Genomic DNA, 16,270 nt, shown 5'->3' with positions numbered 1-16,270 from the left:
GGATCGCGCCTGATCCTGGGAAAAGCGTTCGATGACGCGCCGGGTCGTGTTGGCCGCTCGTTCACCCCGGGATGATGGACTGACGCTCGCGGGTGCACCTCTGGATCCCGCGGAGAAGCTCCGCTAGTGTCGATGCTGAAACATCCGATTCAGCTCCTGCAGATCGTGAAACTCGAGGATCATGACCGTCCGTCAGGCCGAGTACCCCCGGCCCAACCACTTCATCCTTCACCTCAGCGACACGCACTTCATCGCAGGAGACGGCGGCCTCTACGGCTCCGACGTCGACAGCGAGGCCCAGCTGCGCCGGCTGTTCGACGAGCTCGAGGAGTCGGGCGGGCGCCCGGAGGCGATCGTCATCACCGGCGATCTCGCCGACAAGGGCGAGCCGGAGGCGTACGCCAAGCTCCGCGCCGTCGTCGAGCCGGCCGCCGCGCGGCTCGGCGCCGAGGTCATCTGGGTGATGGGCAACCACGACGACCGGGGCGCGTTCCGCTCCGGCCTGCTCGACCAGCTGCCGACCACGCAGCCGATCGACCGCGTGCACGACGTCAACGGCCTGCGCATCATCGCTCTCGACTCGACCGTGCCCGGCGCGCACTACGGCGAGATCTCGGACGCCCAGCTCGACTGGCTCGCCGAGGAGCTCGCGAGCCCCGCGCCGCACGGCACGATCCTCGCTCTGCACCACCCGCCGGTCCCGAGCGTGCTCGATCTGTCGGTTCTCGTCGAGCTGCGCGATCAGCCGGCGCTCGCCGAGGTGCTCGAGGGGTCGGACGTCCGGAGCATCATCGCCGGGCACCTGCACTACTCCTCCACCGCGACGTTCGCCGGGATCCCCGTGTCGGTCGCTTCCGCCACCTGCTACACGCAGGACCTGAACGTGCCGGTCGGCGGGACGCGCGCCCGCAACGGCGCCCAGGCGTTCAACCTGATCCACGTCTACGACGGAACGGTGCTGCACTCGGTCGTGCCGATCGGCGCCTCCACCGAGGTGTCGTACGTCTCGGCGAACGAGACGCAGCGCATCCTCGCCGACCACGGAGTCGTCATCGCGCCGGCGACGGCCGCGCCGGTCACCCGCGACGAGGCGCTCTACCCGCCGGTGGAGCAGGTGGGCGTCAGCGCCTAGTCGTCGCGCGACCCTCGCTCCGGCGAGTCGGGTGTGCCCGGAAGGCCTGCTGCATGCGATCTGCAGGCGAGGCGGGTGCGATCTGCAGGAGATCGCGGGCGGAAGGCCCTCTCCCCCGCAGAAGTCGGTCGCAGACAGCCCTCATCGCCTGCAGACCGCACCGGCACCTGCAGACCGCACCGGCACCTGCAGACCGCACGGGGTATCACCCCGGCGGCGGAGTCAGCGGCGGGGACGGTTCCGGGCCCGATCCTTCGCGAAGAGGTGGCCGGAGAAGGCGAGCGCGGCGCCGAGCGCGATCCCGACTCCGATGCCCGCGCCCACGCCGATCCCCGGGAAGACGAGCGAGCTCGCCACCCCGAGCAGCAGCCCGAGCACTCCCCCGACGACGGCCCAGAGCACGGTCAGTCCTCGCGCTCCCAGGGAGCCGGGATCGGGTAGTACTCCTCGAGGAACCCGATGACCGCCTTGGTGCGCGCCTCCGCCGAGATCTCGGGGAAGCTGCCGTCGTTCAGGCAGAAGAAGTCGACGCCGCGGTTCTTCAGGAGCTTCTTCATGTCCTTCAGGCCCTGCAGCATCGTCGTGTCGACGTACTTCACCAGCGCGTTCTCCTGCACGACCGCGCGCCCCGTCATCAGCGCGTAGTAGTGGTAGAGCGAGTTGGTGACCGAGACGTCGCTCGACGAGCGGAACCGGCTCGCGGCCGTCGCCGTGAACTCCGGCTCGAACTCCGCCTCGAGCTCGGCCATCACGCTCTTGCGCAGCGGTGTCGCCGCGTGCTCGAGGTGGCGGGTCGTCATCGCCCCGAAGCGCTCGCGGAGCAGCCGCCGGTTCACCCGCGCCGCGTTCTCGAACCCGCTGCGGGCGGCGTTGGAGTCGCCCATGCCGATGCGGGTCGTCGCCTCGATGAACTTGGTGATGCCTCCGGGCGAGAAGAAGATCGACGGGTCGACCGGACGGCCGAAGAACATGTCGTCGTTGGAGTAGAGGAAGTGCTCGGCCAGCCCCGGGATGCGGTGCAGCTGGCTCTCGACCGCGTGCGAGTTGTGCGTCGGGAGCACGGACAGGTCGCGGAAGTGGTCCTCGCTGCGCACCAGCGTGACGTCGGGGTGCTCGGCGAGCCAGCGCGGCCGCGGGGAGTCGGTGACGATGAAGATCCGGCGAACCCACGGCGCGTACATGTAGACGCTGCGCAGCGCGTACTTGAGCTCGTCGATCTGGCGGAAGCGCGCGGGTGCGTCGTCACCCTCGCCGACGACGTAGCTCGACATCCGGGCGGCGCGGGCTCGCTGGAACTCGAGGTCGGTGCCGTCGACCCACGAGAACACCATGTCGACGTCGAAGCGGATGTCGCTGACCAGCGGCTCGAACATGCCCTCGAAGGTCGGCCAGGTGCGGCCGTACAGCTCGACGTGCGCGTCGATGGCCTCGGTCACGGGCAGGCTGTTGCGCATCAGGGCGTTCTCGGCCGGAGTCATGATCTCCTCCTCGCCGACCTTCCAGAACTCCAGGCGCACGCCGCTGCGAGCGCCGTAGCGCAGCGAGCCGTTCGAGGAGACGCGGGGCCGGAAGAGCGAGAAGACCCGGGCTCGCGGGAAGAGGGCGAGCATCCCCTCGGCCAGCAGCTGCGGCGTCGCTCCGCGCTTGTCGAGAGTCTTCGCGTAGAACGGCTCGACGGCGAAGGCGCGTGCGAGCAGCGTCGCGAGCTCGGTGCCGAGCGAGCGGTCGATCGCGAGGAAGGGCGAGCCGTCGTTGCCGCGGATGAGCCGGTAGGGGAACTCGGCCTCGTCCAGCACCTCGCCGATCGCGATCAGGTCCTCCGTCCACGCCGCGCGAGGGGTCGTACTCGAGTTCACCAGTGAGAACAGGCCGGCATGGACCACGACGTCGTCGCGGTCGAAGTGGCGCGGACGCAGGAGGGGTGAAGGCAGAGCGCGGACGGAAGGCATGCCTCACATTATCCGCCGCCGGGGTTTCCCCTGTGTCACCGGCGGTTCACCTTGACAGGGAGTGCAGTCGCGAGAGGGCCGCGTCGGACGCCGCCGTCGCCTCCTGAGCGCGATTCCCCTCGTCGGCGAAGACGATCCCGAGCACGAAGGCGGACTCGCCCCGCTCCGCCGCCGCGACGGCCGAGGCGAGGACCACCTCGCGCATCGCGATCGCGTCCCGCTCCTCTCCCAGTGCGTCGGCGACCTGCTTCGCCGCCGACTCGAGAGCGCGGTGCCGCGGCCGGACGGCGTCCGGGACGACGGAGGACCACGCCTGCACGAGGTAGCGGAGGCGCTTGGCCGCCTTGCGGATCTCGTGGCGAGCGGCGACGGCGTCCTCCGACTCCGCTCCGCGCGCCTCCTCGACCCGCGCCAGCTCCTTCGCCAGGGAGCGGCGCACCAGCTTCTTCGCGCTCGACTCGGCACCGCCGGTGCGCGGCGGATCGGCGAGGAGCGCGTCGAGCGAGGACAGCAGACCGAGGTAGCGACGGCCGTGCAGGGCCCGATCGACCCTGATGAGCGCCGCGGCGTGCCTCTGCTCGCCCTCGTCGAAGATCCGGGAGCCGACGGACAGACCACGGGGGACGCCCTCGCCCGCCGATGCGAAGGCGGCGTGCAACCGCTCGGCGAGCACCTCCTCGTCGCGCGCCGAGCCGAGCACACCGGCGAGCCAGCGGAGCTCGTCGCGGATCGGGTCGGTCACAGCTCGATCGAGCACCGAGCGCGAGCCGGCGAGTACGGTGCGCAGGCGCCGGGTCAGCACCCGCATCCGGTGCAGCGCGTCGTCGGCCTGGAGGCGCACCCGGGGGTCGATCGCGCGCAGGTCGCGCAGGAGCTCGCGGATCGCGGCGAGCGCCGCCTCCCCGCCGTCGGTGGGCGCGGGCACGGAGTCGTCGATCGGCCCGCCGGTGGCCCGGGCGAGCTTGGAGGCGCTCTCGGCAGGGCGAGCCCCCGCGGCGAGGAGCCGCTCCTCGATCGCGTCGAGCACCGCCTCGCCCTCGTCGCCGTGGGCGTCGACCAGCTCGACCTCCCACTCCCGCCAGCGGCGCTCCTCCCCGGTCCGGGCGTCGCGGGCGATGACCAGGTCGTCGGCGACCTCGGCGAGCTGACGGCCGTCGGCGTCGCTGATCCGGGTGATGCCGCGCACCGTCTCGAGCAGCGCGAGCGGTTCGAGCGGCTCGCGGCCGACGTAGCCGAGAACGGGGCGGCGGACCGCGGCGGGCACGGTGCTCGTGGTCGTCAGCGGCGCGTGGATCTCGGTGCGCCCGGCCGATCCGGGGAGCTTCACGTGCCAGCCCTCGTCCGCGCCGCCCTCGCGACGGCGGAGGGTGATCCGGCCGCGGGAGAGCGCCCTGTCGGCCGTGTCGAAGTACTCGGCGCGGAGCGTCACCGGCTCCTCCCGGTCCTCCGCCGCGGCCGGGCCGGCGCCGACCAGCTCGGGAAGCTCGGCGCCGGCCTCGACGTCGTACTTGCGCTCGACCTCCGTCTGCACGCGCTTGCGCTCCTTCGCGCTCCGTCGGGACTCCGTCGTCGTCTTCGCGTCATCGGGCATGCTCCATTGTGCGCACGCCCGCGGGTGCGCGCACACCGCGCAGTCCGGTCGCCGCGAGCGCCGCCTAGGCTGGAGGGATGACCGTGCCCGTCCCTCCCGTCGCCCGTCGTGTCCCGCTCGAACGCCGTCATCACGGCGATCTGGTGGTCGATCAGTACGAGTGGCTCCGCCAGAAGGAGGACCCCGAGGTGATCGCGCACCTCGAGGCCGAGAACGCCTACACCGACGCGCTCCTCGAGCCGCTCGCTCCGCTGCGCGAGCGCCTCTTCGACGAGATCCGCTCGCGCACGAAGGAGACCGACCTGTCGGTGCCGGTGCGCGAGGGCGCGTGGTGGTACTTCTCGCGCTCGTACGAGGGCCGACAGTACGCCGTGCACTGCCGTGCCCCGATCACCGGCCCCGACGACTGGACGCCTCCGTCGATCGCCGAGGGCGGTCCACTCGAGGGCGAGCAGGTCGTCCTCGACGGCAATGTGGAGGCGGAGGGTCACGACTTCTTCGCGCTCGGCAGCTTCGACGTGTCCAGCGACGGCCGGTACCTCCTCTTCGGCACCGATGTCGAGGGCGACGAGCGCTACACGCTCCGGATCCGCGACCTCTCGACCGGCGAGGACCTGACGGACGTCGTCGAGGGGACCGGCGGCGGAGCCACGTTCGGCGCCGACGCCCGCTTCGTCTTCTACCCCACCGTCGACGAGTCGTGGCGCCCCGACACGATCTGGCGCCACGAGGTCGGCACCGACTCCTCCGCCGACGAGGTCGTCTTCTCGGAGCCCGACGAGCGGTACTGGATCGGGGTCGGCCTGACCCGGAGCCGCCGGTTCCTCGTCATCGAGATCGGCTCCAAGATCACGAGCGAGTGCCTCCTGCTCGACGCGCACGACCCGACCGGCTCCTTCCGCTCGGTCTGGCCCCGGCGGGAGGGCGTCGAGTACGAGATCGAGCACGCCGTGGTCGACGGTCGCGACCGCCTCCTGATCGTGCACAACGACGGCGCCCTCGACTTCGAGGTCGTCGAGGAGCCGGCCGATCTCGACCGCAGTCCCGAGGAGCGGGCGCGCGAGCGACGGATCGTCGTTCCGCACCTCCCCGGCCGCCGGATCGAGGGCGTCGACGCCTTCGCCGGCCACGTCGTCGTCTCCTACCGGTCGGAGGGTGCGACGCGCCTCGGCCTGCTCCGCGAGGGCGCACTGGAGTCCGTCCTCGACGAGATCGTCTTCGACGAGCCGCTCTACGACGCGGGCCTCGCGGGGAATCCGGAGTGGGAGCAGCCGGCGCTGCGCCTGGCCTACACGTCCTTCGTGACGCCCTCGACGGTGCTGACGCTGGATGTCGCGACCGGCGAGCGGACGGTGCTCAAGCAGCAGCCGGTCCTCGGCGACTACGACCCCCAGCGCTACATCCAGCGCCGGGAGTGGGCGACAGCGGCCGACGGCACGCGGATCCCGCTCTCGCTCGTCTGGCGCCGCGACGCCGCCGATCCCGAGGCGAGCCCCGCGCCGCTCCTGCTCTACGGCTACGGCTCCTACGAGGCGAGCATCGACCCGGGCTTCTCGATCCCCCGGCTGTCGCTGCTCGACCGGGGAGTCGTCTTCGCCATCGCGCACGTGCGCGGCGGAGGCGAGATGGGCCGATCCTGGTACGAGAACGGCAGGACGCTCACCAAGCGCACCACCTTCACCGACTTCGTCGACGCGGCGCACCACCTCGTCGAGGCGGGCTTCACCACTCCGGAGCGGCTCGTCGCCCAGGGCGGCTCGGCCGGCGGCCTGCTGATGGGCGCGGTCGCCAACCTCGCTCCGGAGTCGTTCGCCGGGATCCTCGCGCAGGTCCCCTTCGTCGACGCCCTCACCTCGATCCTCGACCCGTCGCTGCCGCTGACGGTGATCGAGTGGGACGAGTGGGGCGATCCGCTGCACGACCCCGAGGTGTACGCCTACATGAAGTCGTACTCGCCCTACGAGAACGTGCGGGAGGGAGTGCGCTACCCGAGGATCCTCGCCACGACCAGCCTCAACGACACGCGGGTGCTCTACGTCGAGCCCGCCAAGTGGGTCGCCCGGCTGCGCGAGGTCGGGGCACCGGCGCTCCTGAAGATCGAGATGACGGCCGGCCACGGCGGGGTCAGCGGCCGCTACGAGCGCTGGCGCGAGGTCGCGTTCGAGTACGCCTGGACCCTCGACGTGCTCGGACTGTCCTGACGACGATCGACCGGATCCGAGGGGCGCGCCGCAAGCCCCAGCCGCACGACTCCCGCCCCGCGTAGGGTCGGGGTGCCGACGAAGGGGAGAGCCGACCAATGAGCGCAGGCCTATCGATCGACCGGGCCACGGCCTGGGTGGCGGAGCAGCGGTGGTACGCGAGCAAGGGGCGGCGCCCCGAGCTCGAGATCCGCGGGGAGTGGCTGCTGCACCGCGACGGCGGCGACGTCGTCGTGCACCTCGTGATCGACCGTGCGGGGTCCGCACCCGTTCTGTACCAGATCCCCGTGACCGTGCACTCCTCGCCGGTCAGCGGGCTCGAGGACGCGCTCATCGCGGCCGAGGGCGACCGGTTCGTCTACGACGGACCGCGCGACCCGTTCTTCGCGCGCGCCCTGCTCGAGATGATCGCGGAGGGCGGATCCTCGGACGCGGAGGGTGCCCTCGGCGGCGCCCGCGCCGACGGTCACCGGCAGCCGGGAGCGACGATCGGGTCGTTCGCGTCGTCGCGGATCCTGAGCGGCGAGCAGTCGAACACCTCGATCATCGTGCAGACCACCGCGGAGGACGGCTCGGCCGGCACCCCCGTGATCGTGAAGGTCTTCCGTGCGCTGCACCACGGCGAGAACCCCGACGTGACCGTGCAGTCGGCGCTCAACGCGGCCGGGAGCGCGCTCGTCCCGCCGGTGATCGGCAACGTCACCGGCGAGTGGGACGACCGCGGCGAGCAGACGGGACGCGCCTTCGGCCACCTCGCCTTCGCGCAGGAGTTCCTCCCGGGAGTCGAGGACGCGTGGCGCGTCGCTCTCGAGGCTGTCGGAGCCGACTCCGACTTCACCGGCCCGGCACGAGAGCTCGGGATCGCGACCGCGGAGGTGCACGCCCTGCTCGCCGAGGTCCTCCCGACCGAGGAGGCGTCGGCCGAGGTGGTCGAGCGCATGATCGCCTCGATGCGCCGCCGCCTCGCGATCGCGTCGGCCGAGGTGCCTGTCATCGCCGAGGACGCGGAGGCGATCGACGCGGTGTTCCGCGCGGCCGCCGCCGAGCCGTGGCCGGTGCTCCAGCGCATCCACGGCGACTACCACCTGGGTCAGGTGCTCTCGGTGCCCGGCCACGGCTGGGTGCTGCTCGACTTCGAGGGCGAGCCGCTCCGGCCGATGCACGAGCGGCTGATGCCCGACGTCGCTCTGCGCGACGTCGCCGGGATGCTGCGCTCGTTCGACTACGCGGCGGGCGCCTCCGAGCAGGCCTCCCCCGGGAGCTCCCGGGCCGAATGGGCCGCGGCCACCAGGGCGGCGTTCCTCGAGGGCTACACCGAGCGGGCGGGCGACGCCGTGACGGCGCACCGCGCCGTGCTCGACGCCTTCGAGCTCGACAAGGCCGTGTACGAGGCGATCTACGAGGCCCGCAACCGTCCGGGCTGGCTGTCCATCCCGGTCGCCGCGGTGCAGCGGCTCGCCGGACGCTCGTAGGGTGGCAGCATGAGCGATCGCGAGCAGACCCCGAACGAGAAGCCCCTCGATCCGCTGAGCGACTTCTCCCTCCCGGGCGACGCCGATCTGCACGTCGAGGGCGATGCCTCCGGGGCCGACGGGGCCGAGGTCGAGGAGCCGGGCGACGAGGACTGACGCGGCGGCAGCCTCCCGGCGCGGCGCCCCTCGTCCCTGCGTCTGGTTCGACTGAGGATGGAGCCGTCCGCCCGCGTCCGGAGGAGGCCCCATGGGTGAGCTCGTCGTCCAGCAGTTCGTCACCGCCGACGGCTTCGCTGCGAGCCCCGGCGGCGCCTTCGACGTCTTCGAGGGCGTCGGCACCGAGATGGCCGACTTCGAGGAGCGGAACACGGCGCGGATGCCGGGCGTCGGATCGATCCTCCTCGGCCGGGCGACCTACGAGATGTTCGTGCAGTACTGGCCGACGGCGGTGTCCGATGGCGAGCTGATCGCCGACGCCATCAACCTCACTCCGAAGCACGTCGTCTCGTCGACGCTCACCGAGGCTCCGTGGGGCACGTTCGATCCCGCCTCCGTCATCGGGATCGACGACGTCGCCGGTGTCGTCGAGAGACCGGGCGACACGCTCGTCTGGGGCAGCCTCACGCTGACGCAGCACCTGTTCGCCGCGAACGCCGTCGACCGCGTGCGGCTCGTGGTGCTGCCCACGGCGATCGGCCGCGGGATCCCGTGGTCACCGGAGGGAGTCCCCCTCGCGCTCGAGCTCCTCGACGTCGCGCGCTTCGCGAACGGCATGGTCGAGACCGAGTACCGCGTCGCGAGGCGCTGAGAGACCGCACGCTCCCGGTCGCCGCCGCCGGGCCGCCGGTCAGCCCCGCGGAGCCAGCCGCGTGACGGCGGGTCCCTCGAGCACCGAACCGTCGGCGGAGAAGCGCGAGCCGTGCAGGGGGCAGTCCCAGCTGCGCTCGGCGTCGTTCCAGGTGACGACTCCCCCGAGGTGCGGGCAGACCGCCGAGACCGCGCAGCGGCGGCCGTCGACCGTCGAGACGGCGATCGGCCGAAGCCCGTCGCGGGCGAGCTCGCCGCGGCCCTCCGCGGGGATCACCGACTCCGATCGCGGTGCCCGCATGGCGCTCCACCAGCCGCGCGCGGCCCAGGCGCCGACCGCCGCGCCGGCGCCGAGGCCCTCGACGACCACGCGCGGGAGGGTCGGGCGGCGGTGCAGGGTCTTCGCCCACGGCGGCGTCTCGCCCCGCGCGTCGCCCACCAGCGTGAGAGCGGCCTGCACTGCGTTGGTCATCCCCCACTTGTCGTAGCCGGTGGCGAGGAAGATCCTGCCCCTCCCGCGCGGGAGCCAGCCGACGAAGGGCACGCGGTGGAAGGCCTCGTAGTCCTGGGCACTCCAGCGGGCGACCGGCTCGGCGCCCGGGAAGTAGCGGCGCGTCCAGGCGATGAGGTCCTCGACCGCCTCGAGCGTCTCTCCGCGGCGCCCGACGGTGTGGCCGTTGCCGCCGATCAGGAGGAGCCGCTCGCCGTCGCGCTCGACGTCTCGGACCGACCGGGACGGCTCGTCGATCGACAGGAACATGCCGTCCGGGATCCCGTCCGCGCCACGGAAGGCGACGGCGTAGGAGCGCAGGGCGACGAGCTTGGCGAAGTACAGCCCGCGGTCGAGGATCGGCGTGCCGGTCAGCAGGTACGCCCGCTCCCCCGTCACCGAGCCGAGGGCCGTGCGGACGCTGACCGGCTTCGACGCGCGGACGCCCAGTGCGCGGACACCCTGCACCAGGACCCCGCCCGCCGCGCGGAAGTCGGCCGCGAGAGCCGTCAGGACGTCCATCGGATCGAACTCCGCCTGGTCGTCGAGGGCGACGGCCGCCGTGCTCGGGAACGGAGCCCCGAGGTCGCCGACCAGGCGCGTGCCGAGCCCGAAGCGCCGCGCTGTCCTGTGCTCCTCGAGTACCGCGGCGACTCCGTCGGGGGTCTGCGCATAGCTGTACGCCGTGCGGCGCTGCACGGGTACGCCGGCCTGGTCGAGGTAGTCGAGGAGCCAGGCGAAGCCGGCGAGATTCGCGGCGACGTAGGCCTCGGTGACCGACGCCGTGTTGCGCGCCGCGATCGTGGAGAGGTGCGCACCCTGCAGGAGGCTCAGCTTCGCCGTCGTGTTGCCCGTCGTCACCGACCCGGCCACCCTGGCCTCGAGGACGAGGACGCGGCGGCCGCTTCGCTGCAGCAGCAGCGCCGTCACGAGACCGGACAGGCCCGCCCCGACCACGACGTCGTCGTAGTGAGCGCCGCCGACGAAGGGATCGCTCGGGATCGGTGCCGCTCCGGCCCGCCAGATCGACTGCGACGGCGGCATCCGGACATCGGTTCGCTCCATCGGGCACACTCCGCTCGACCGCGCGGCGGCGGCTCGCGATCGACGCTACGCGCGGGTCCTGCGGCCGTCAGGGTGTTGACAGCGCCGCATCCGGACGACCGTCCCGACGCTCAGAGCCAGCCCCACTTCTTGAACAGCCGGTGCAGCACCACGCTGGAGGCGAGCATCGCACCCAGCGCAGCCGGGTATCCCCACGCCACGTGGAGCTCGGGCATCACGTCGAAGTTCATGCCGTAGACGCTCGAGATCATGGTCGGTGCGAAGAAGATGGCCGCCCACGCCGAGATGCGCTTGACCTCGTCGTTCTGCTGGTTGCCCGCCTCCGCCAGCTTCTTCATGTCCTCGTTCTGCCGCTGCGCGACGAGCGTCGCGTTCACCGCGAGGATCTCGCGCAGCGTCGTCCGGAAGCCGTCGACGCGCTCGTTCACGACCGCGACGTGGTCGGCGACGTCGCGGATGTAGCGGCGCAGCTCGACGTCCGACTGGAAGACCTCGAAGTCGGTCACGAGGCGGCCGAGCATGCCGACGAGCGGCGAGACCGCGCGCTGGAAGTCGAGCACCTCCTGGCTGAGCTCGTAGATGCGCCGGGACACCGCCGGGTCACCCTCGAAGACCTGCGCCTCGATCTCGTCGATGTCGTTCTCGAGGCCCGCGACGACCGGCGAGTACTGGTCGACGACCGCGTCGAGGATCGCGTAGAGCACCGCGACCGGGCCGACCCGCAGCAGCTCGGGGTCGGCCTCCATCCGGCGCCGCACGAGCGAGAGATCGGGCTTCTCGGAGTGGCGGACCGTGACCACGAAGTTCGGGCCGACGAAGAGGTGGAGCTCGCCGAAGTCGACCTCCTCGCGCTGGTCGGAGTAGCTGGCGGCCCGCAGCACGACGAACATGTCGCTGCCGTAGCGCTCGAGCTTGGGGCGCTGGTGCGCGCTGATCGCGTCCTCGATGGCGAGGGGGTGCATCGAGAACTCGTCCTCGAGCGACGAGAGCTCGGCCTCGGTCGGCCGGTAGAGGCCGATCCACGCCATCGCATCGGGGAGCTTCTGGAGCGCGGCGAGCGCCTCCGGGATGCTCCTCGGCGACACGATCCGGCGGCCGTCCTGGTAGATGGCGTTGTCGACCGTGCTGGTGCGCGCGGGCTCCTCCTCGGGGAGGATCCGCTGGATCGGGCTCGTGTCCTCGGCGACGGCGCGGGTCCGCGAGCCGATGCCGAGGATCGTCGAGGGGACGCGGGGCAGCTTCACGACGCACCTCCTCTGTCTCGACCGACGACCCATTCTGCACCCGCGGGTGAACGGGAGGTGACGGCGACCGGGAGTGCCGCGCGCCGGGTGTCGGAGGGGCTCACTAGCCTGGAGGAGCACGACAGGGGGCGACCCCGCGCTCCCTCGAAAGGACGGCTGTGAAGCTCCTCCACACCTCCGACTGGCACATCGGCCGCACCTTCCACGGCCACTCGAGCGTCGGAGCGCTGGGCGTCGTGCTCGAGGCGCTGGTCGAGACCGTGCGGGCCGAGCGGGTCGACGCGGTCCTCGTGGCGGGCGACGTCTTCGACTCCGCGGTGCCCGCGGCCGAGCACTACACGCTCCTCACCCGCACGCTCGAGGCGATCCGCGGAGCGGGCGCCGAGGTGGTGCTGATCAGCGGCAACCACGATTCGCCGGCGCGACTCGGGTTCCAGGCCGGGCTGCTGCGCTCCTCCGGCGTGCACGTGCTGACCGATCCCGACGCCTACGACCGCCCGGTGGTGCTGCGCGATGCGAGCGGCCTCGAGGTCGGCGTCTACGGCATCCCCTATCTCGAGCCGGCGCTCCACCGGCACCGGCACCCGGAGGAGTCGCTGCGCCGCCACGAGGACGTCCTCGCGTTCGCGATGCGCCGGGTCCGCGCCGATGCCGAGCGTGCCGGGCGGCCGTGGGTCGTGCTCGCGCACTGCTTCGCGGTCGGCGCTCCCGCCGCGACCCTCGAGCGCGACATCACCGCGGGCGGCCTCGACTACGTCTCGGTCGACCACTTCGCCGAGGCCGGCTACGCGGCGCTCGGGCACATCCACGGCCGGGCGACGCTGCTGCCCCACGTCCGCTACTCCGGCGCTCCCCTGCACTACTCGTTCGGCGAGGCGGCGAAGCCGCGCGGAGGCTGGCTGGTCGACATCGGGCCCGAGGGGCTCGGCGAGGTGCGCTGGTCGCCGCTGCCCGTCCCGCGGCGCCTGAGCCTCATCGAGGGGCGCCTCGACGATCTCCTCAGCGACCCCTCGCTCGCCGAGTACGAGCCGGACTGGGTGGCGGCGGTGATCACGGACGAGGTGAGGCCGCTCGACGCGATGGCGCGCCTGCAGTCGCGGTTCCCCGGCTGCGCGACCCTCGAGCACCGCCCGCCCCGAGCCGAGTCCGCCGAGGTCCGCTACGCCGAGCGCGTCCGCGGGCGCAGCGACGTCGAGGTCGTCGACGACTTCCTCGCCCACGTGCGCGGGGGCCACGGAGCCACCGAGACCGAGCGCGCCCTCGCCCTCGACGCCCTCGCCGCGGTCGACGCCGAGGCCGCGCGGTGAGGATCCACCGACTCGCCTTCGCCGGACTCGGCCCGTTCCGCACTCCGCAGGAGATCGACTTCGATCGCCTCGACGACGTCGGCATCTACCTGATCGCCGGGCGGACGGGAGCCGGCAAGTCCACCGTCCTCGACGCGATCAGCTTCGCGCTCTACGGCTCCGTGCCCCGGTTCGACGGAACGGCGGCACGGCTGCGCAGCGATCACAGCGGACCCGAGGACGAGACCTGGGCCGAGCTCGACTTCGAGGCGGCGGGGCGGGTCTACCGCATCCGCCGCTCCCCCGAGTACGAGCGTCCGCGCAAGCGCGGCGGGGGCACCACGACCCAACCGGCCAGGGTCGAGCTGCACGAGCGCATCGACGGCGCGTGGACGGGCCTGTCCTCGAGCGCCAAGGAGACGGGCGTCGAGATCGGCCGCATCATCGGGCTGACGAAGGACCAGTTCCTGCAGGTCATCCTGCTCGCGCAGAACCGCTTCCACGAGTTCCTGCTCGCGAAGAACGACGACCGTCAGCGGCTGCTGCGCACCCTCTTCGCGACCGAGCGGTACGAGCTGCTGCGCCGTCGCCTCCTCGCGCAGCGGCACGAGAGCGGCGCCGCCCTCGAGGAGGAGCGCGCCGCGATCGCCGCTCTGGCCGACGAGGCGGGTCGGCTCGCCGACGACTCCCCCGCGCCCCGCCCCGACGCAGTCGACTCCGAGTGGTTCGCGGGTCTGGTCGCGCGGATCCGGCTGCCGCTCGAGACTTCCCGCTCTGCGGTCGAGCGCGCCGACGACGAGGCGCGGGAGGCGCTCGACGCACTCGACGCGGCACGATCGCTCCGTCGCGCGCAGGAGCGCCGCGCCCGCGCCCTGCGCGATGCCGAGGAGCTCGCCGTGGCGGAGTCGGTCGTCATCGAGCAGCGCGAGCGGCTCGAGGCGTCGCGGCGGGCCGACGGGGTCGCGCCGCTCCTGCGCGCCGCGCGGACCGCCGACGACGCCGCCGACGCCGCCGCGACGGCGCTCGAGCGAGCGGCCGCGGCCTACCGCTCGCTCTTCGGGATCGACCCCGACCCCGCCGCCGCCGGGGCGGAGCGCGAGAGCATCGACGGGCGCCTCGGCGCGCTGGCCGACGCCCTCGCCGAGGAGGGCCGGATCCCGGAGGCGACCCGTCTCGCCGAAGCGGCCGACAGGGACCGCGATCGGGCAGCCGCCGCGTCGCGCCGACTCGAGGAGGAGCTCGCAGGACACCCCGTCCGGATCCAGGCCGTGGAAGCAGAGGAGTCGGAGCTCTCCGCCGACGCTGCGACGGTCCCCCTGCGGGTCGACGAGCTCGCGGGCGTCGAGCGGAGGCTCGCGGCGGCCGAGGAGCGCGAGACGGCGGCCGCGAGTCTCTCGGGCCTGCGCGCCGCCTACGCCGAGGCGGTCCGCGCGCACAGCGGGAGCGCCGAGGTGCACGCCGATCTCGTCGCGAGGCGGTTCGCGGGTTACGCCGGGGAGCTGGCGACCGCGCTCGTCCCCGGCGATCCCTGTCCGGTCTGCGGATCCCGCGAGCACCCTGTGCCCGCCCGGGACGACGATCTCGCGCCGGTCTCGAACGACGACCTCGAGCACGCCCGCGGGGCTGTCGAGCGTGCGGCGGCGGCGATGGACTCGGCTCGCGATCGCGAGAACGAGGCCGCCCTCCGTCTCGCCGCGCTCGAGGAGCGGGCGGGCCGCGAGAGCACGGAGGAGCTCCGCCTGCGGCGCAGCGAGGTCGAGCGGCTGCTCCGGAGCGCGCTGAGCGCCGCCGCGCGCATCGAGGAGCTCCGCGGCGAGCGGTCAGCGCTCCGAGCCCGGATCGAGGAGCTCGCGGCCCGCCGCGACGTGTCGCGAGCCGACCACGACCGGCTCGCGCGCGAGGCCACCATCGCCTCCGAGACGCTCCGGCACCTCCGCGAGCGGGTCGACGCCCACCGCGACGGCGCGGCGAGCATCGGGGCACGCGTGGAGGCGCTCTCGCTGCGGCGCCGGGTCGCCGACGATCTGGTCCGCGCCGACGAGGTCGCGCGGATCCGCGGCGAGGCGGTGGCCGCAGCCGAGGACCAGCTCGCCGGGACGCTGGTCGAGAAGGGCTTCCCGACCCGGGAGGCGGCGGAGGCGGCCGCCCTCACCTCCGGTGAACGCGCCCGAGCAGAGGCCGTGGTCGCCGAGCACGAGCGCCGCCGGAGCGCGGTCGAGGCCGTCCTCGCCGAGCCCGAGCTGCACGGGCTGCCGACCTCTCCCGTCGACCTCGCCGGGGCCGAGGAGCGCGCAGGAGCCGCCTCGTCCCGCCGCGACGAGGCCCGGTCGCTGCTCTCGGTGCTCGAGCACCGCGCCGCACGGCTGAGCGAGCTGGCCCTGCTCGCCGACGAGCGCCTCCTGGCGCTCGAGGGCCGGCTCGAGCGGCACCTGGAGCTGCGCGCGCTCGCCGAGACCGTCGACGGCCAGAACTCCCGGCGCATGGACCTCGAGGCGTTCGCCCTCGCCGGCCGCCTCGAGGAGATCGTGGGCGCGGCCAATCTGCGTCTGACGGCGATGACGAGCGGCCGCTACACCCTGCTGCACGACGACTCGCTCGCCTATCGCGGAGCCGCGTCGGGTCTCGGCATCCAGATCCTCGACGCGTTCACGGGTGCGCGCAGACAGGCTGCGTCTCTGTCGGGAGGCGAGACCTTCCTCGCCTCCCTCGCCCTCGCTCTCGGCCTCGCCGACGTCGTCACGATGCAGTCGGGCGGCATCACGCTCGAGACGATGTTCATCGACGAGGGCTTCGGCTCACTCGATGCCGAGACGCTCGAGACGGCGCTCGGCACCCTCGATTCGCTGCGCTCGGGTGGCCGCACGATCGGGTTGATCAGCCACGTCGACGCGATGCGCGAACGGCTCCCCATCGGTCTGCGCGTCGTGGTCGGCGACCGGGGTGACAGCACGATCGTCACCGACTGACGCACACCGCCGCACTCGCGCACCTCCGGCTCGCGGGGACACGGTCGGCTCGCAGAACCGCGTGGAT

12 protein-coding genes are annotated in these 16,270 nt (G+C 72.8%); 7 read left to right on the top strand and 5 right to left on the bottom strand.

Annotated features, from left to right (window positions below; translation table 11 throughout):
- Positions 1–181: 181 nt before the first annotated feature.
- The gene (locus tag B9Y99_RS05445) at positions 182–1,132 is read left to right on the top strand and encodes a phosphodiesterase (protein WP_085475526.1); all 951 of its coding nucleotides are present in this window, start codon (positions 182–184) and stop codon (positions 1,130–1,132) included.
- A gap of 222 nt (positions 1,133–1,354) precedes the next feature.
- Here B9Y99_RS05445 and B9Y99_RS05440 read toward each other — a convergent pair whose 3' ends face one another.
- The 3 genes from B9Y99_RS05440 to B9Y99_RS05430 are packed head-to-tail and all read right to left on the bottom strand — an operon-like array spanning position 1,355 to position 4,672.
- Positions 1,355–1,534, bottom strand: coding sequence for a hypothetical protein (locus tag B9Y99_RS05440; RefSeq protein ID WP_085475525.1), 180 nt, complete (start codon positions 1,532–1,534; stop codon positions 1,355–1,357).
- A gap of 2 nt (positions 1,535–1,536) precedes the next feature.
- On the bottom strand, positions 1,537–3,081 hold the full coding sequence (locus B9Y99_RS05435) for a stealth conserved region 3 domain-containing protein (RefSeq protein ID WP_085475524.1): 1,545 nt from the start codon (positions 3,079–3,081) through the stop codon (positions 1,537–1,539).
- A 46-nt stretch (positions 3,082–3,127) separates the two neighbouring features.
- Entirely contained in the window at positions 3,128–4,672 is a 1,545-nt protein-coding gene (locus B9Y99_RS05430; protein ID WP_085475523.1) for a CYTH and CHAD domain-containing protein, read from the bottom strand.
- Positions 4,673–4,749: 77 nt separating this feature from the next.
- Between B9Y99_RS05430 and B9Y99_RS05425 the strand changes: the two genes are divergently transcribed.
- The 4 genes from B9Y99_RS05425 (at position 4,750) to B9Y99_RS05415 (ending at position 9,153) form a co-directional block, all read left to right on the top strand.
- Positions 4,750–6,873 (top strand): S9 family peptidase, encoded by a 2,124-nt coding sequence (locus B9Y99_RS05425; RefSeq protein WP_085475522.1) that lies wholly within the window; start codon positions 4,750–4,752, stop codon positions 6,871–6,873.
- A 98-nt stretch (positions 6,874–6,971) separates the two neighbouring features.
- Positions 6,972–8,345 carry a maltokinase N-terminal cap-like domain-containing protein gene (locus B9Y99_RS05420; RefSeq protein WP_085475521.1) on the top strand — a complete coding sequence of 458 codons (1,374 nt, stop codon included), beginning with the start codon at positions 6,972–6,974 and terminating at the stop codon, positions 8,343–8,345.
- A 9-nt stretch (positions 8,346–8,354) separates the two neighbouring features.
- A complete protein-coding gene (locus B9Y99_RS18720) occupies positions 8,355–8,501 on the top strand; it encodes a hypothetical protein (RefSeq protein ID WP_165759540.1) in 147 nt (48 codons plus the stop codon).
- Positions 8,502–8,592: 91 nt separating this feature from the next.
- On the top strand, positions 8,593–9,153 hold the full coding sequence (locus B9Y99_RS05415) for a dihydrofolate reductase family protein (RefSeq protein WP_085475520.1): 561 nt from the start codon (positions 8,593–8,595) through the stop codon (positions 9,151–9,153).
- Positions 9,154–9,192: 39 nt separating this feature from the next.
- On the opposite strand, the gene B9Y99_RS05410 is transcribed toward B9Y99_RS05415, so the two are convergent.
- Both B9Y99_RS05410 and B9Y99_RS05405 read right to left on the bottom strand, forming a co-directional pair.
- Positions 9,193–10,707 (bottom strand): FAD-dependent oxidoreductase, encoded by a 1,515-nt coding sequence (locus tag B9Y99_RS05410; protein ID WP_244274776.1) that lies wholly within the window; start codon positions 10,705–10,707, stop codon positions 9,193–9,195.
- Positions 10,708–10,817: 110 nt separating this feature from the next.
- Positions 10,818–11,951 carry a magnesium and cobalt transport protein CorA gene (locus B9Y99_RS05405; RefSeq protein ID WP_425298472.1) on the bottom strand — a complete coding sequence of 378 codons (1,134 nt, stop codon included), beginning with the start codon at positions 11,949–11,951 and terminating at the stop codon, positions 10,818–10,820.
- Positions 11,952–12,109: 158 nt separating this feature from the next.
- Here B9Y99_RS05405 and B9Y99_RS05400 point away from each other — a divergent pair, with 158 nt between their 5' ends.
- Together B9Y99_RS05400 and B9Y99_RS05395 are read left to right on the top strand one after the other, a co-directional pair.
- Positions 12,110–13,258, top strand: coding sequence for an exonuclease SbcCD subunit D (locus B9Y99_RS05400; RefSeq protein ID WP_085475518.1), 1,149 nt, complete (start codon positions 12,110–12,112; stop codon positions 13,256–13,258).
- Positions 13,255–16,203, top strand: a complete 2,949-nt coding sequence (locus B9Y99_RS05395; protein ID WP_085475517.1) for an AAA family ATPase — start codon at positions 13,255–13,257, stop codon at positions 16,201–16,203. Before B9Y99_RS05400 ends, B9Y99_RS05395 begins: the two co-directional genes overlap by 4 nt.
- Positions 16,204–16,270 lie beyond the last annotated feature (67 nt).

It is taken from the genome of Rathayibacter oskolensis (assembly GCF_900177245.1).
In the GTDB taxonomy this organism is placed as follows: domain Bacteria; phylum Actinomycetota; class Actinomycetes; order Actinomycetales; family Microbacteriaceae; genus Rathayibacter; species Rathayibacter oskolensis.
The sequence above is the reverse complement of the archived record's forward strand: the minus strand, read 5'-3'. Positions and strand labels throughout refer to the sequence as shown.

Coding starts and splice junctions, on each gene's coding strand:
- B9Y99_RS05445 (WP_085475526.1), top strand. CDS start 182: ATGACCGTCCGTCAGGCCGAGTACCCCCGGCCCAACCACTTCATCCTT.
- B9Y99_RS05435 (WP_085475524.1), bottom strand. CDS start 3,081: ATGCCTTCCGTCCGCGCTCTGCCTTCACCCCTCCTGCGTCCGCGCCAC.
- B9Y99_RS05430 (WP_085475523.1), bottom strand. CDS start 4,672: ATGCCCGATGACGCGAAGACGACGACGGAGTCCCGACGGAGCGCGAAG.
- B9Y99_RS05425 (WP_085475522.1), top strand. CDS start 4,750: ATGACCGTGCCCGTCCCTCCCGTCGCCCGTCGTGTCCCGCTCGAACGC.
- B9Y99_RS05420 (WP_085475521.1), top strand. CDS start 6,972: ATGAGCGCAGGCCTATCGATCGACCGGGCCACGGCCTGGGTGGCGGAG.
- B9Y99_RS18720 (WP_165759540.1), top strand. CDS start 8,355: ATGAGCGATCGCGAGCAGACCCCGAACGAGAAGCCCCTCGATCCGCTG.
- B9Y99_RS05415 (WP_085475520.1), top strand. CDS start 8,593: ATGGGTGAGCTCGTCGTCCAGCAGTTCGTCACCGCCGACGGCTTCGCT.
- B9Y99_RS05410 (WP_244274776.1), bottom strand. CDS start 10,707: ATGGAGCGAACCGATGTCCGGATGCCGCCGTCGCAGTCGATCTGGCGG.